This window comes from Burkholderia sp. S-53, assembly GCF_025560745.1.
Taxonomy (GTDB): Bacteria; Pseudomonadota; Gammaproteobacteria; order Burkholderiales; family Burkholderiaceae; genus Burkholderia; species Burkholderia pyrrocinia.
In genome coordinates, this window is the sequence record NZ_CP090482.1 from 402,295 (window position 1) to 416,073 (window position 13,779).

12 protein-coding genes are annotated in these 13,779 nt (G+C 71.5%); all 12 read right to left on the reverse strand.

What is annotated here, in order from left to right; translation table 11 throughout:
• Genes LXM88_RS01565 through LXM88_RS01620 form a run of 12 tightly spaced genes read right to left on the reverse strand, consistent with a single transcriptional unit; the run spans position 1 to position 13,778 of the window.
• Positions 1–1,410 carry an FAD-binding oxidoreductase gene (locus LXM88_RS01565; protein WP_262531410.1) on the reverse strand — a complete coding sequence of 470 codons (1,410 nt, stop codon included), beginning with the start codon at positions 1,408–1,410 and terminating at the stop codon, positions 1–3.
• 2 nt (positions 1,411–1,412) lie between these two features.
• The gene (locus LXM88_RS01570) at positions 1,413–1,955 is read right to left on the reverse strand and encodes a permease (RefSeq protein ID WP_262531412.1); all 543 of its coding nucleotides are present in this window, start codon (positions 1,953–1,955) and stop codon (positions 1,413–1,415) included.
• A gap of 37 nt (positions 1,956–1,992) precedes the next feature.
• Positions 1,993–3,072, reverse strand: a complete 1,080-nt coding sequence (locus tag LXM88_RS01575) for an ABC transporter permease (RefSeq protein ID WP_262531414.1) — start codon at positions 3,070–3,072, stop codon at positions 1,993–1,995.
• Positions 3,065–4,078 carry an ATP-binding cassette domain-containing protein gene (locus LXM88_RS01580; RefSeq protein WP_262531415.1) on the reverse strand — a complete coding sequence of 338 codons (1,014 nt, stop codon included), beginning with the start codon at positions 4,076–4,078 and terminating at the stop codon, positions 3,065–3,067. The genes LXM88_RS01575 and LXM88_RS01580 overlap by 8 nt, the downstream gene beginning before the upstream one ends.
• Positions 4,079–4,090: 12 nt before the next feature.
• Positions 4,091–5,164: a TauD/TfdA family dioxygenase gene (locus LXM88_RS01585; protein WP_262531416.1), complete on the reverse strand. Its 1,074-nt coding sequence runs from the start codon at positions 5,162–5,164 to the stop codon at positions 4,091–4,093.
• Positions 5,165–5,167: 3 nt separating this feature from the next.
• A complete protein-coding gene (locus LXM88_RS01590) occupies positions 5,168–5,830 on the reverse strand; it encodes a class I SAM-dependent methyltransferase (protein WP_262531417.1) in 663 nt (220 codons plus the stop codon).
• 28 nt (positions 5,831–5,858) lie between these two features.
• Complete coding sequence (locus LXM88_RS01595) at positions 5,859–7,088, reverse strand: citrate/2-methylcitrate synthase (RefSeq protein ID WP_262531418.1); 1,230 nt, start codon at positions 7,086–7,088, stop codon at positions 5,859–5,861.
• A 1-nt stretch (position 7,089) separates the two neighbouring features.
• Entirely contained in the window at positions 7,090–8,937 is a 1,848-nt protein-coding gene (locus tag LXM88_RS01600; protein WP_262531419.1) for an acyl-CoA dehydrogenase, read from the reverse strand.
• Positions 8,937–10,028: a hypothetical protein gene (locus LXM88_RS01605; protein ID WP_262531420.1), complete on the reverse strand. Its 1,092-nt coding sequence runs from the start codon at positions 10,026–10,028 to the stop codon at positions 8,937–8,939. Before LXM88_RS01605 ends, LXM88_RS01600 begins: the two co-directional genes overlap by 1 nt.
• A complete protein-coding gene (locus LXM88_RS01610) occupies positions 10,025–11,599 on the reverse strand; it encodes an acyl-CoA ligase (AMP-forming), exosortase A system-associated (RefSeq protein ID WP_262531422.1) in 1,575 nt (524 codons plus the stop codon). Before LXM88_RS01610 ends, LXM88_RS01605 begins: the two co-directional genes overlap by 4 nt.
• 24 nt (positions 11,600–11,623) lie before the next feature.
• Positions 11,624–12,799: a PLP-dependent decarboxylase gene (locus LXM88_RS01615; RefSeq protein WP_262531423.1), complete on the reverse strand. Its 1,176-nt coding sequence runs from the start codon at positions 12,797–12,799 to the stop codon at positions 11,624–11,626.
• Entirely contained in the window at positions 12,789–13,778 is a 990-nt protein-coding gene (locus tag LXM88_RS01620) for a 3-oxoacyl-ACP synthase (RefSeq protein WP_262531424.1), read from the reverse strand. The genes LXM88_RS01615 and LXM88_RS01620 overlap by 11 nt, the downstream gene beginning before the upstream one ends.
• Position 13,779 lies beyond the last annotated feature (1 nt).

Genomic DNA, 13,779 nt, shown 5'->3' on the forward strand with positions numbered 1-13,779 from the left:
TCAGTAGCGAACACGCCCGATCAACCCGAGCGGGTCGATCGCGTGCTGGACGGCGGCGGCGACCTGCCGTTGGGCGGCCGGCACGTGCTTGCGGTAATACGCGACGTTGACCGGCCCGACGCCATGTTCGGCGCTGAAGCAGCCGCCCGCGCGCACGACGCGCTCGTACAGCGCGCCACGCAGCGCGACCTGCTGCAGCGGGCCGTATCGTTCCGCACCGGCGTGCGGGATCGACACGACGAGATGGCAGCCGCCGTCGCCGAAATGGCCGAACGCGTGACAGCGCAGCGACGGATGCGCGTCAGCGATCCACTGCTCGGCGCCGGTCACGAACGCCGCAAGCGCACCGCGCGGAAACGACACGTCGAACGACAGCGGAATGCCGTCCTGCGCGACCGCAGCCGGCAGCGCGTCGCGGACCCGCCAGAACCGTTCCGCCGGCGCGCAGGCCGCGTCGAGCACCGCGCGTTCGTTCGCGAGCGCGTCGAGCGTCGCGAGTGCGCGCTCCTCGAGCAGCGCATCGAGCCCCGGCATGCCGGTTGCGATCTCGACGAGCGCGTAGCACGCGGCATCGCCGGGCGCGAACGGAATGCGCAACGCCGGAAACGCGGCCGCGACGCAGCCGACCGCGGCGGCCGACATGAATTCGAACGCCGACAGCAGTTCGCCGAACGCGCGCTCGAACGCGAGCAGGCCGGCGAGCGCGGCATCGTACGACGCGAACGCGACGAACGCGGCGCACGACGACCGTTCGAGCGTGGCGAGCGCGAACGACACGGCTGTCACGAGCCCGTTGGCGCCGTTCGCGCCGATGAAGCACTGCGTGACGTCGAAGCCCGCGTTGCGCTTGCGCAGCGGCGCGAGCGCGTCGATCACGGTGCCCGCCGCGTCGGCGAGCACGACTTCGACGCCGAGCACGTTGCGGCGCACGTCGCCGTACTTGATGAGGCGGCTGCCGCCCGCGTTGGCGGCGACGAGGCCGCCGGCCGCCGGATCGCTGCCGAGATCGATCGGCAGGCAGAGGCCGGCTTCGGCCGCCACGCGATTGATGTCGGACAGGCGCGCGCCGGCCTCGACCGTGATGCTGCGGTTCGCCGGATCGAACGCGCGAATGGCGCGCATCCGGTCGAACGACACCACGCATTGCGCGCCGCTGCGATCGGGCACGGCGGCGCCGACGAGCCCGGTGCGCGCGCCCTGCGCGACGAGCGCGATCCGGTGCGCAGCGGCGACGCGCGCGAGCGCGCTCGTGTCGGCGGTCGATGCCGGCCGCGCAACGCCGAGCGCAACGCCGCCATACAGCGCCGCATCCGTTGCGTACGGCTCGCACGACGCGCCTTCGAGCCAGCCGTCGCTGAGCGTCGCGGCGAGCGCGTGCCGCTGCGTGGCGCGTTCGGGCAGCGCGCTCATCGTCAGCTCGCCCGCACCAGCTGCTTGCGCAGGCGGCCACGCACGACGACCAGCGCGATCAGCGGCACGACGCCGCCCCACAGCGGGCTGTGCCGCATCGCGATCGAGACCGCGAGCGCGACGGCGGTGACGGCGAGCAGGACGAGCGACAGCGAACGCGCCCGCGCATGATCGACGAACGTGCCGTCGACGAAACCGCCGTCCGACCACGCGGTATGCACGATACCGACCACCAGCACGCAGACGAGCATCGCGGCCGGCCCGAGTTCCTCGCCCCACAGACGGCTACCCGTCGGCGACACGATCGCGAGCACGGCGCCGATCACGAGGAACAGGTCGACGCCGATCGCGATGCTGTTGCGGTTCGCGCGGCGGATCAGCCATGCGCCGTGCACGATCGCGAGCACGCCGCCGATCAGGAACGCGTGGGTCCAGCGCACGTCCGGCTGTTCGGGCCCGAGCCGGCCGTAGAACAGGAACACGATCGCCGGCAGGAAATTGCTGGCGTGCAGAAGGTAGTCGGTTATGGGATTGGTCGATTTCATCCGGGTTTTCTCCTTCGTCGAAACAGCGGGCGACGCGTCATGCGTCATGCCAGCGGAACAGCCGCGCGGCGGCGAACAGGAACAGCGCCGTGCTCGCGGCCATGCCGAGCAGTTGCGGCGCGAGTTGCGCGTACGGCGCGCCGTCGACCAGCGCGCCGCGCAGCGCGACGGCGAACTGGTTGGTCGGCAGGAACGCGAGCACGGCCTTCAACCATGCCGGTGCGTCGTGCATCGGAATCGTCAGGTCGCTGAAGAACAGCAGCGGGTAGTAGGTGACGTTGCACGCGAGTTCGGCGGCCGCCAGCGATCGGGTCCGGCTCGCGAGCAGCACGCCGATGCTCAGCACCATCGCCGCGCCGAGCAGCACGATCGGCAACGCACGCAGCCCGTCCGGCGTCGCGATCGGCAGCGCGATGCCAAACGCGACGCGCGCGACCGTCAGCAGCACGAGCGCCGACAGCGCCATCATCGCCATCCGCGCGACGATCAGCGCGGCGAGGAACACGCCGCGCGAGACCGGGAAGCACACGTACAGCTTGAACGTATTGCGCTCGCGCAGCGACGCGATCGCGGTCGTCGTCGAGTTGAGGCCGATTGCCATGAACGCCATCACCAGGATGCCGGTCGCGAAGAACGCGCCATAGTCGAACGGGCGGCGCGCCGGCACCGCGTTCTCGAAGCGCGCCTGCGCGGCTGGCAGCCCGAGCCGCTGCGCGGCGCAGCGCGCGAGCGCGATCTCGACGACCCGCGAGGCGGCCTTGACCGCGAGCGAGCCGTTGAAGTCGTAGCGGATCGTCGCCGGCGTGCGTTCGTCGGCGCCGAGCACGACGGTGACGCGATCGGCCGCCGCTGCGTTGCCGCCAAAAGTCGCCTTCACCGTGTCGCTGTGCGACAGGCTTGCGACGATCTGTGCTTCGCACGCGCGGCTGTACGGTGTCGGGCCGCCGGGCACGGCGAACGCGATGTCGGCCGTGCCGAGCGAGCCCGAGCCGCCGAACGCGAACAGCATCACGCTCAGCAGGAACACCGGGAACACGAGCGTCCAGAACAGCGACGAGCGGCTGCGCAGATAGCCGAGTAGCTCGTTGCGCACGAGAATCAGGAAGACCTTAGTCATGGGCAGGGCCCTCGGTGCAGAGGCGCAGCAGGTCGCCCGGCGTGCTGGGCGCGAGCGCGAGATGCTGGATGCCCTGTTCGCCGACGATCCGGTGCACGTTCGGATGCAGCGTCGCATCGCCGAACGCTTCGACGACGTGCGACGCCGACACGCGCACGCAGGTCACGCCGGGCAGCGCCGCGAGCCGCTTGCGCAGCGCGCGCGCATCGGCTTCGTCGCGGCAATGCAGGACCGCGCGCGCGTCGCCGACGAGCTCGGCGCGCAACGCGTCCTTGTCGCCCTGGTAGCGCACGCCGCCGTCGCGCACCCACACGAGATCGTCGACGACGGCCAGTTCCTCCTCGGCGTGGCAGATCATCGCGACGCTCGTGCCGCGCGCGCGCTGGCGCAGCAGGTCGATCACGACGCCCGCATAACGACGGTCGAGGCCGGTGAACGGTTCGTCGAGCACGGCCAGTTCGGGCCGGTGCGCGAGCGCGACGTACAGGTCGACGCGCTGGCGCTGCCCCTTCGACAGCGCGCGGCACGGCTTGTCGAGCAGCTCGGCGATGCCGAGCGCGCCGGTGATCGCCGCATCCGCGTGCACGTACATCGCGCGGTGCAGCGCGACGATCTCCGACACGCGCAGGTGGTCGGGATACTCGACCTTCTGCAATTGCGCACCGAGCCGCCGCAGCGACCGCGTATCGCGCATGAAGCGCTCGGCCGGCACGTCGAGCACGCGCACGTCGCTGCCGCCGCGCCGGAAGCCGAGCAGCGTTTCGAGCAGCGTGGTCTTGCCGGAGCCGTTCGGCCCGACGATCGCGGTGATCGCGCCGAGCCGGAATCGCACGTGCCGCGCGGAGAAGCGGAAATCGCCGGCCGCGACGTCGATCGCGCGCGCGCCGAGCGCCGCGCCCGGCGCATGCGCATCGGGCAGCGGCTGCGTGCCCGAGCGCTGCGGCCGGTCGAACGCGGTGTGCGGGCCGAACATCGCGCGCACGGAGGCGAGGAAGGAGACGCTCATCGTTGCATCCTGTCAGTCGAACAGCATGACCTGCGTATCGCGCGCGCCCCGGTACGGGTTGCGGCCGTGCGCGACCAGCATGTTGTCGACGACGAGCACGTCGCCGGTTTGCCACGGGAACGACAGTTCCTCGTCGTCGAGCGCGTCGTAGATCGCGGCGAGATCGTCGTACGGCATCGGCGCACCGTCGCCGTAGCGGATCTCGTACGGGAACGCCGCGCGTTCGCCGTACATGCGCTGCAGGTAGCGGTAGCTGAGCTCGCCCATCGAGCGCGGGTTCGGGTGCTGCGCACTCGCCTGGTTGAACCAGACCGTCTCGCCGGTGCGCGGATGCGCGCGCAGCGCGCTGCCGACGTGCGACACGGTCACGCTGCCGTCGTCGAGCCAGCGGCAGCCGACGCCGCGCTCCGCGCACAGCCGCTCGACTTCGTCGCGCTCGGCGGTGCCGAACGCGTCGTCCCACGGCCGGTGGTACGCGGCGAACGGCAGGTTCGGGTTGGCGGCGGGCCCGTCCGCACGATCGCCGGGCGCCGCGAAATTGCGCAGGTACATCACGCCGCGTGCGGCGAAGCGTTCGCGCAGCGCGGCCGGCACGCGTGCCGTCACGCGCCGCATGTCGCAGATCGGCGTTTCGCCGCCCGCGTCGGCCGGCTGCCGGCAATAGAACGCGACGAGGCGCGGGAACGCGGGCATGTAGGCCATCTCCTGGTGCAGCCCGATCTTGAACGGCGGCGGCATGCGCGTCGATTCGTACACCTGGCCATCGATCTGCCGGCGCGGCGCGGCGCCCGCCGTATAGCCGTTCGCGTGCGCCGGATACAGCGCGCCGAGGCGGCCGAACGCGGCGGTATCGGGCACCGCGAAGCCGCGCCACAGCAGCGCGCCGCACGCGTCGAGCAGCGTGTCGATCGTGTCGAGCCGCGAGCGGTACCACGCGACGAACAGGTCCGGCGAGTTCGCGAGTTCGGCGTTGCGCGGCGTCACGCACAACGGCAGCGTCGCACCGGGCGCGACCGCCGCGCAGTGGACGTCGTCGGCGCCGAGCCGTACGGCGGCATGCGCGGCGAGGAAGGCGAGGTCGGTCATCGCTCAGGCCAGCGCCGGTTTCTTCAGCAGGATTTCGAAGCCGAGTGCGCCGAGCCCCGCGCTCGGGCTGTAGATCGACGCGACGTCCGCGAGGCCGGCTTCGGCGACGAGCGCATGCGCTTCGTCGAGCGTGATCTTTTCCTCGACGTGGGTCGGCGGATAGTCGGCGGCGGCGCGCATCTCGGTGAAGCGGTCGAGCAGGTGCTGCGGCGCATCGCGGCGCATGTCGTGCACGAGCGCGATGCCGCCCGGTTCCAGCACGCGATACATCTCGGTCAGGCTGAGTGCCTTGTCGGGCAGGTGGTGCAGCGTCGCGCGGCCGACCGCCATCGTCAGCGTGCCGTCGTCGAACGGCAGCGCGAGCGCATCGCCGACGCGCATCTCGACCGTGTCATCGAGGCCGAGCTCGCGGATGCGCGGGCGGCCTTCATCGAGCATCGCCGGATCGAGGTCGATGCCGACGTAGCGCCAGCCGCGCATCGCCGGATCGGTCGCGAGCCGCACCGGCACGACGCCGGTGGCCGTGCCGATGTCGGCGATCACGCCGGGCGTCATCCCGCGCGCCAGCTGGCGGATGCGGCTGATGAACAGCAGGTCCCACGGTTCGAGCGTTTCGGTGGCGAAGCGATCGTAGTCGTTCGCCGGGCGCAGGTTCTTGAGCAGCATGACGTTCCTTTTGCGGAAGGGGGAGGGATCACAGCCAGCCGACCGGCACGGCGGCCAGCAGCCGTCGCGCGGTCGCGCTGTTGACGCCGAACGCGGGGCGGCGGCGGCGTTCGACCGCATGCGCGGCCATCGCCGCGATGCGGGCGCCGAGCCCGACGCCGACGCCCCACGACGGCGCGGCGACACCGAGTTCGAGCAGCGTCGCGGCGGTCAGGAAATCGATGTTCGGCTGAAGCGCGCGGCGCGCGTCGGCCTGCGCGCAACACGCGTCGAACAGCGTCACGTACGCGCCGTCGAAGCCGTGCGCCGCGAACAGGCGACGCATGTGCGGCGGACGCGGATCGGCGACGAACAGCGGATGGCCGAAGCCGTACAGCGTGCGTTTCGCATCGAGCGCCGCATCGATCGCGGTACGACCGGCCTCGTCGAGTGCGGTGGCTGGTGCGCCGGCGCCACCCGGCACCGACCGCGCGAGCGCGCCGAGCCAGTTCATCGCTTCGAGCGCGGCGCCGACGTGCGACGGCCCGCTTGCAAGGAAGCCGGCCGCGATCGCCTGCGTCAGCGTGACGCCGGTGCCGATCGCGACGCGCGGCGCGAGCACGGTCGGCGTGATGTAGCCGAAGCCGGCATGCCACGCGACGAGCAGCATGTCCATCGCGGCTTGCGCCGCTGCGTTGGTGCGCGTCGCGCCGGTCAGCACGAGCATGCGTTGCGCTTGCGTTGTGGCCGCGCCGAGCGATGCGCCGGCGCCGGCAGCGAACGGCCGGCCCTCGATCGCCGCGTGCAGCAGGAACGGCGTGGCGGCCGCGCACAGCAGCATCGCGTCGAGATCGGCGTCGTCCGGCTCGCCGCCGTGCACGCGTGCCTGTACGTCATCGAGGCCGCGCAACAGGCCCGACGCGGCCGCGAACACCGGCGCGACGCCCGCCGCGCCGGTGTTCGCGGCGACGAACTGCGCGGCCGAACCGGGCGCCAGCGCGTCGGCGAACGCAGCCAGCCTCGCGCGGATCGCCACCTCGTGTGCTTCGTGCTCACTGCTGCCCGGCGCGACGTCGAACCACAGGTGCGCGAGCGCACCTTCGAACGTCGTCGCGCCGATCAGCGCGTTCAGGTCGAGATCGCGCACGCGCAGCGCTTCGGGTTCGAGCGTCGCGCCGTCGATGTCGGTGCCGCGATGGCGGGTCGCCGGGCGGCCGAGCAGGTTGCGCGGGGCGTCGCCGTTCGTGACGGCCGCGCCGGAATCGAGTGGGGTGTTCATGTCATTCCACCTGCGCGAGTTCGTCGCTGCTGACGCTGATTGCCGCCTGCGCCATCGCGGCGATCACCGCCGCGTGCTGGTCGACGACGGGCAGCACGTTCGCGAAGTAGTAGCGCGCGCTTTTCAGCTTGCCGCGATAGAACGCGAGTTCGGCGGGCGTGTCGGCCGTGTCCGGCGCGTCGAGCCGGCGCGCGGCGATCGTCGCCGATTCGAGCAGCACCCACGCCGACGTGACGACACCGAACATCTCGAGAAAGCGCGTGTAGAACTGGCTGCTGCGGTGCGTGTGGCCGTCCTGCACGTCGCGCGCGATGTCGTCGAGCGCGGCGGCGATCCGGTCGGCGCCCGCGCGCAGCGCGTCGAACAGCGGGCGCAGTTCCGCGTGCGTGCCCGCGTGATGCTGGCGTGCAAGAAACGCGTCGAGCTCGACGCGGTAGTACTGGATCAGCCGCGAATGGCGGCCGAAGCCGAGCTTGTCGCGCACGAGGTCCTGCGCCTGGATGTAGTTCGTGCCTTCCCAGATCGACAGGATCTTCACGTCGCGCGCGTTCTGCTCGACGGGGCTCGCGTCGGTATAACCGAGCCCGCCGTGCACCTGGATCGCGGTTTCGCAGATCCGCCACGCCTGGTCGGAGATGAACGCCTTGCAGATCGGCGTGAGCAGCAGCTGGAGCTTGCGATGGCGCTCGATCTCGGCCGGGTCGGCATCGGGTGTCGCTTCGAGCATCGCCGCGCGCGTCGCGGTCGCCGCGAGCTTGCCGAGCAGGCCGCGGCAGCCGTCGACGCGGCTTTTCATGTCGACGAGCATGCGCTGCACGTCCGCGTGCTCGACGATCGCGACGCGTGCGGCGTTCGTGTTCGACGCGCGCTCGATCGGCCGGCCCTGCAGCCGGCGGCCCGCGTACTCGACCGCGTGCAGGTACGCGCTCGACGCGACGCCGACGCCGAACATCCCCGTGCTCATCCGCGCCTGGTTCATCAGCGGCATCAGCTGCAGCAGGCCGACGTTGCGCCGGCCGCCGAGCAGCCAGCCCTTGGTCGTGCCGTTCGAGCCGAACACCAGGTGCGTGTTCGCGCAGCCCTTGAGCCCCATCTTGCGCGGCAGGCCGATGCAGTCGACATGGTTCGGCTGCAGCTCGCCGGTTTCCTCGTCCGGCCAGAAGCGCGGCACGACGAGGCACGACAGCGAGAACGAGTCCGGCGACGCGGTATCGATGCGGCCGAGCACGAAATACAGCGTGTTCTCGGTCAGCTCGTGCATGCCGGCCGAGATGTAGACCTTCTCGCCGTCGATCGCGTAGATGTCGCGTTCGAGCGGCGTCGCGCGCAGCGCGACCGCGGTCAGGTCGGTGCCGGCCTGCGGTTCGGTCGCGCAGAAGCATGCGTCCCAGCGGTACGCCTCGAGCGGTGCGATCAGCGCCTTCTGGTGCGGCGTGCCGTGCATCTGCAGCAGCTTGATCGCGGGGCGCGTGAAGCCGCCGTACGTCATGAACGACGGATTCGCGCCCATGAACATCTCGTAGATCATCTGCGTGACGATCGGCGGCAACCCGTGCGCGGTGCCGAACAGCGTGTTCGACCATTCGTCGCGAAAACGCGCCCACAGCGCGTGGAAATGCGACGGAATGCGCACCTGGCCGTCGTCGAGCAGCGTGCAGCCTTCGACGTCCGCCTGCTGGTAGCTGCGGCCGAGGTCGAGCGCGAAGTCCCGCGCGCGTTCGAGCAGCGCGTCGACCGACGCGCGATCGTGCGTGCTGTACGGCCCGTGCTCGAGAAAGTGCCGATCCGCTTCGAACAGCTCCCACAGAAAAAAGCGCAGTTCGCGCAGGCTCACCTTGTAGGCGCTCATCATGCATCTCCTTCGATATCGAGCGCGGCGTCGAAGCCGCCGGCGAGGTCGACGACGGCGGCTGCCGCCGCGCCATGCAGTGCCGCGTCCCACACGAGCACCGTGCGGCGCTCGCCTTCGTCGAGCGCGCCCGCGAGCCGGATCAGCGCGGCCGCCGATTCGGCCGACGACAGATGGCCCGACCCGTCGTGCTGGATCCGCGCGCCGAGCGGAATCGACGCGGCGTCGGCCACGCGTGCCGCGAAGCCGGGATCGAAGCCGGGCGGCACGCACCAGTCGATCTGGTTCGCGCGCAGGTTCGCCTGATCGAGCGCGCGGCGGATCGCACGCGCGGCGACCGGCGCGAGCGTGTCGCGCAGCGCGGCCGGCGCGTCGGCCCACGGATCGGCGATCGATGGCCCGAATTCGACCGCGACGGACCGCACGCCGCCCCATGCGTCCAGCTCGGGCGCCGGCCCGACGCGCGACACGAGCAATGCGGCGGCTGCGTCGCCGTAGCCGACCAGGTCGCCGAACTGGCGGAAGAACGGGTAGAGCCACTTGTCGCTCAGGATCACGAGCGCCTGGTCGCCTTCGTCGAGCAGCCCGTCGAGCAGCATCAGCGCCGAATACCAGCCGAGCGTGCCGTTCTGGCCGAGTGCGAACGGCGTCACGCGCTGCAGGCCGAGTTCGTACTGCATGCGGCCGACGACCGAGTCGCCGATGCCTTCGTTGAGCGCGCAGCTCGCGACGATCACGTGGGTCGTGCGCGCGAGTTGCCCGGAGCCGAGCTGGTCGCGCAGGTCGAGCGCGGCATCGGCGGCGAGATCGGCGAGGCTGCGCCCGGGCGGCGCGACCCGCAGCGCGGGCCGGCCGCCCGGCGCGAGGCGCGTGCCTTCTTCGGGCGTCAGCGCGCCCGTTCCGCGCGGCCGCGCAAAGCGCGCCTGCGGCAACAGCAGGTGCCGGTAGCCGGGATGGCGCTCCTGCGCCTGGATCGCGCTGAACACGACGGCGGGCGGCAGCACCACGACGCCGCCGGACAGCGCGAGCGTGCCGGGTGCGGCGACGCGGCGCGCGTCGAGGCAGGTTTCATCGAGCGTCGACAGGGTCATGCGGCGTTCTCCTCGAGGTTCGGGCGCGCGAACGCGTCGCGATACTGGGTTTTGAGCGCCGGGCGGTCGATCTTGCCGTTCGGGTTGCGCGGCAACGCCGGCAGCGGCTCGACGACGAGCGGGCTCATGTAGGTCGGCAGCGCGTCGCGGCAGGCGCGCGCGATGTCGGCACGGCACGCGTCGGCGTCGAGCGTCGACACGACGCATGCGGCGATCGCTTCGCCGAGCGCCGGGTGAGGGACGCTGAATACCGCCGCTTCGCGGATGTGCGGCAGCGCGAACAGCACGTCCTCGATCTCGGTCGGGCTCACGCGATAGCCGGACGTCTTGATCATGTCGTCGCCGCGCGCGACGAAGTACAGGTAGCCGTCCGCGTCGCGCCGCACGATGTCGCCGGACCACACCGCGACGTCGCCGCGCGGGATCTCGCCGTGCCGGCGCGGCAGCGCGCGGAAGCGCTGCGCGGTCAGCTCGGGCCGGTTCCAGTAGCCGAGCGTGACGAACGCGCCGCGATGCACGAGTTCGCCGGGCTCGTCGGCCGCGCATTCGCTGCCGTCCGCGCGCAGCACGAGGATTTCCGCGTTCGGCACGGCCTTGCCGATCGACGTCGGGCGCAGCGCGGCGTCGGCCGGCGCCAGGTACGTCGAGCGGAATGCTTCGGTCAGCCCGTACATCAGGTACGGCGCGGCGTTCGTGAACAGCGCCTGCAAGCGGTGCAGCAGCGGCGTCGCGAGGTGGCCGCCGGTGTTCGCGAAGCGGCGGATCCGCGCGCGCGCCGTGTCGCTCCAGCCGGCGGACGCGAGCTGCATCCACAACGGCGGCACGCCGGTGATCGACGTCACGCCGAGCGTGTCGCAATGGCGCGGCACCTCGGCCGGCTGCAGGAAGTCGAGCGGCGCGTAGCACGCGCCGGACGCCAGCGCGGTCGTGAGCTGGCTCAGGCCCGCATCGAAGCTGAGCGGCAGCACGCCGAGCACGACATCGTCGTCGGCCAGCCCCTGGTATGCGGCCACGCTGAATGCGCCCGCTACGAGGTTGCGGTGCGACACGACGACGCCTTTCGGCTTGCCGGTCGAGCCGGACGTGTAGAGCAGTGCGGCCGGATCGTCGTCGACCGGCCGGCCCGCGGGGGCCGGCGCCGGCGCGTCGCCCGGCGCGGCGATCGCATCGGCCAGTTCCTCGATCAGCAGCACGCGCGTACCGACCAGCGATGCGAGTGCCGGCAGACGCTTGAGCCGCTGCGCGCCGGTCACGAACAATGCCGCGCCGCTGTCGGCGACGATGTGTTCGATCTGCGCTTCCTTCAACTGCGGATTGACCGGCACGAAGATCGCGCCGAGTGCGTTGGCCGCGAGCATCGCGACCACGGTCTCGATGCGCTTCGGCGCGTAGATGGCGACGCGCTCGCCGGGCAGCACGCCGCGCGACGCGAGCGCGGCGGCCGCGCGGCGGACCGCGCGCGCGAGCTGTTCGTAGGTCATCGCGCCGCCGCCGTCGGCATACGCGAGATGCTGCGGCCAGCGCTGTGCGCCGTGCTCGAGCAGGTCGGCGACGCTGATCAGTGCGTTCATGATCGGCTCCTCTCTCTGGATGTGTCAGGCGGGCCGCACGTACACGTGCGCGGCGTCGTGGGACAGGAAATGCGCCATCGAGTACGTGCGGTGATACGCGCCGCAGCGCGCGAACACGGCGATGTCGCCGACCTGCGGCGGTGCGCCGGTGTCGTCGCGGCCGATCACGTCCGCGCGGCTGCAGGTGCTGCCGGCGTAGATCGTCGGCACGCCGCGCGATGGCGGCGCAGGCGTGCGGCGCACGAGCGACGGCGCGGCAAGGCGGCGCATCACCGATTCGGTCTGCGCGAGCAGGAACGCATGCGACAGGCCGCCGTCGCAGACGGCGATCGTGCGGTCCTGCCACGCCTTGACCGCGACGACGCGGGTCGCGAACACGCCCGCGTCGGCAAAGATTGCGCGGCCGGCTTCGTGCGCCAGCGCGTAATCGCCGGCCAGCGGCGCGAGCGCGGTCGCATAGCGCGCGAACGCGGCATCGCCCGGATGATCGTCGGCAAAGCCGCCGCCGAGGCTCAGAGAGCCGAGCGGCGCGCCGTTGGCGGGCGCGAGATCGCGTGCGAGCGCCGCGAGCCGTGCGGGCAGCACGAGCGTGTCGGGTTGCGTCGCATCCTGGCGGATGAACGAATGCGGGCCGGAGAACACGTGCAGCCCGGCTACGGCCAAGCCGGCGGCGGCGAGCGTGCGCACCGCGTCGTGCGCTTCGTTCGGCGTCATCCCGAAGTGGTCATGCCACAGCGCGCGCGCGTCGTCACCGGCGAGCGCGCCGGCGTTCAGGCGCAGCAGGACCGGGCCCGGCGTGCTGCCGCCGGCCGCCGCCTCGCGCGCCAGCGGCACGAAGCGCGCGACCGCGTCCGGGTTGTCGAGCACGAAATGGCAGCGCGACGCGAGCCCCGCACGCATGAACATCTCGTCCATCGACGGATTGTTCAGGTAGCGCGGCGTCTTGATCCGGCCGATCACCGCGTCGAGTTCGCCGCGGCTCGCGAGCTCGACGCCGTCCTCGTACGCATGCGCGCAGCGCGCGAGCATGTCCTGGTTCGGGTTCGCCTTCAGCGACACGATCAGCTTCGTACCGAGATGCGCCTTCAACGATCGATAGCGCGCGATCGCGACTTCCGGCTCGTACACGTAGCACGGCGTGCGCAGGTCGGCGATCCATGCGTGATCGCCGGCGGGCGGAAGCGGGCGTTCACGCGTCATGGCGATCCACCGGATGGAGCGTGGCGGCCGCATACGCGCCGCAGTTCGACTGCATCACGCCGAGCACGCGCTTGCCGTGCGCGACCGCATCGAGCCCGACGTCGGCCAGGTTGATCGGGAAATCCGAACAGCATGCGTGGCCGCGCGCAAAGATATTTTCTGCATACAGTCGCTCGGCCGGCACGCGCATCGCGCGGCACAGCGCGTTCCAGCCGGGCAGGTCGGCGTTGTGCGGCAGCACGAGTTCGTATGCATCGAGCGCGTGCGGCTCGAGCGCGACCGCCGCGTCGATCGCCTTGCGCGTGTACGGCCACTCCATCATGATCAGGTCGGCCTCGTTCGCGGCGACGGTATCCGAGCCGCGGTGCCATTTCGCATGCGTCTCGATCGCGATGCCGCCGAGCCGGTTCTTCGTGCTGTTGCGCGCGATCAGCATCGCGGCCGCGCCGTCGCACTGCACGCCCGTCATCTGCCGCATCCGGTAATCCTCGCCGTACACGCGGTCGGACGATACGACGAGCGCCGCGTCGAGCTGCGGATGGCTGCGCATCAGCGCGCGGACCGTCTCGATGCCGGCCGCCACCGACACGCAGTTCAGTTGCGCGACGGAGCCGAGCCACAGCGGCTCGATGCCGAAATGCGCGGCGAGTTCGTGCGGCAGGCTGCGCGGCGCGGGCGGCACGCTGAACTGCTGCGTGTGCACGTGCACGATCGCGCCGATGTCGGACGGCTGCACGCGGGCCGTGTCGAGCAGGCGGCCGGCCGCCGCGATCGCGAGATCGGTCTCGCTCGTGTCGAGCGCCATATGGAAATAGCGGCTGCCCGACTGCGCGATCGCCGCGGCCCGCTGCGCGGGGTAGTCGCGTTCGGCGGCCCAGGTCTCGATATCGACGGGCAGGCCCGGCAGCTCGTAGGCCACCGCGTCGATGCCGATCCAGAAGCCGGCGTCGCGGGATGCGTGGGAGGTGGGCATCGTCATG

Excerpts from the sequence above, each read along its gene's own strand:
- LXM88_RS01565 (WP_262531410.1), bottom strand. The coding sequence starts at position 1,410 with ATGAGCGCGCTGCCCGAACGCGCCACGCAGCGGCACGCGCTCGCCGCG.
- LXM88_RS01570 (WP_262531412.1), bottom strand. The coding sequence starts at position 1,955 with ATGAAATCGACCAATCCCATAACCGACTACCTTCTGCACGCCAGCAAT.
- LXM88_RS01575 (WP_262531414.1), bottom strand. The coding sequence starts at position 3,072 with ATGACTAAGGTCTTCCTGATTCTCGTGCGCAACGAGCTACTCGGCTAT.
- LXM88_RS01580 (WP_262531415.1), bottom strand. The coding sequence starts at position 4,078 with ATGAGCGTCTCCTTCCTCGCCTCCGTGCGCGCGATGTTCGGCCCGCAC.
- LXM88_RS01585 (WP_262531416.1), bottom strand. The coding sequence starts at position 5,164 with ATGACCGACCTCGCCTTCCTCGCCGCGCATGCCGCCGTACGGCTCGGC.
- LXM88_RS01590 (WP_262531417.1), bottom strand. The coding sequence starts at position 5,830 with ATGCTGCTCAAGAACCTGCGCCCGGCGAACGACTACGATCGCTTCGCC.
- LXM88_RS01595 (WP_262531418.1), bottom strand. The coding sequence starts at position 7,088 with ATGAACACCCCACTCGATTCCGGCGCGGCCGTCACGAACGGCGACGCC.
- LXM88_RS01600 (WP_262531419.1), bottom strand. The coding sequence starts at position 8,937 with ATGAGCGCCTACAAGGTGAGCCTGCGCGAACTGCGCTTTTTTCTGTGG.
- LXM88_RS01605 (WP_262531420.1), bottom strand. The coding sequence starts at position 10,028 with ATGACCCTGTCGACGCTCGATGAAACCTGCCTCGACGCGCGCCGCGTC.
- LXM88_RS01610 (WP_262531422.1), bottom strand. The coding sequence starts at position 11,599 with ATGAACGCACTGATCAGCGTCGCCGACCTGCTCGAGCACGGCGCACAG.
- LXM88_RS01615 (WP_262531423.1), bottom strand. The coding sequence starts at position 12,799 with ATGACGCGTGAACGCCCGCTTCCGCCCGCCGGCGATCACGCATGGATC.
- LXM88_RS01620 (WP_262531424.1), bottom strand. The coding sequence starts at position 13,778 with ATGACGATGCCCACCTCCCACGCATCCCGCGACGCCGGCTTCTGGATC.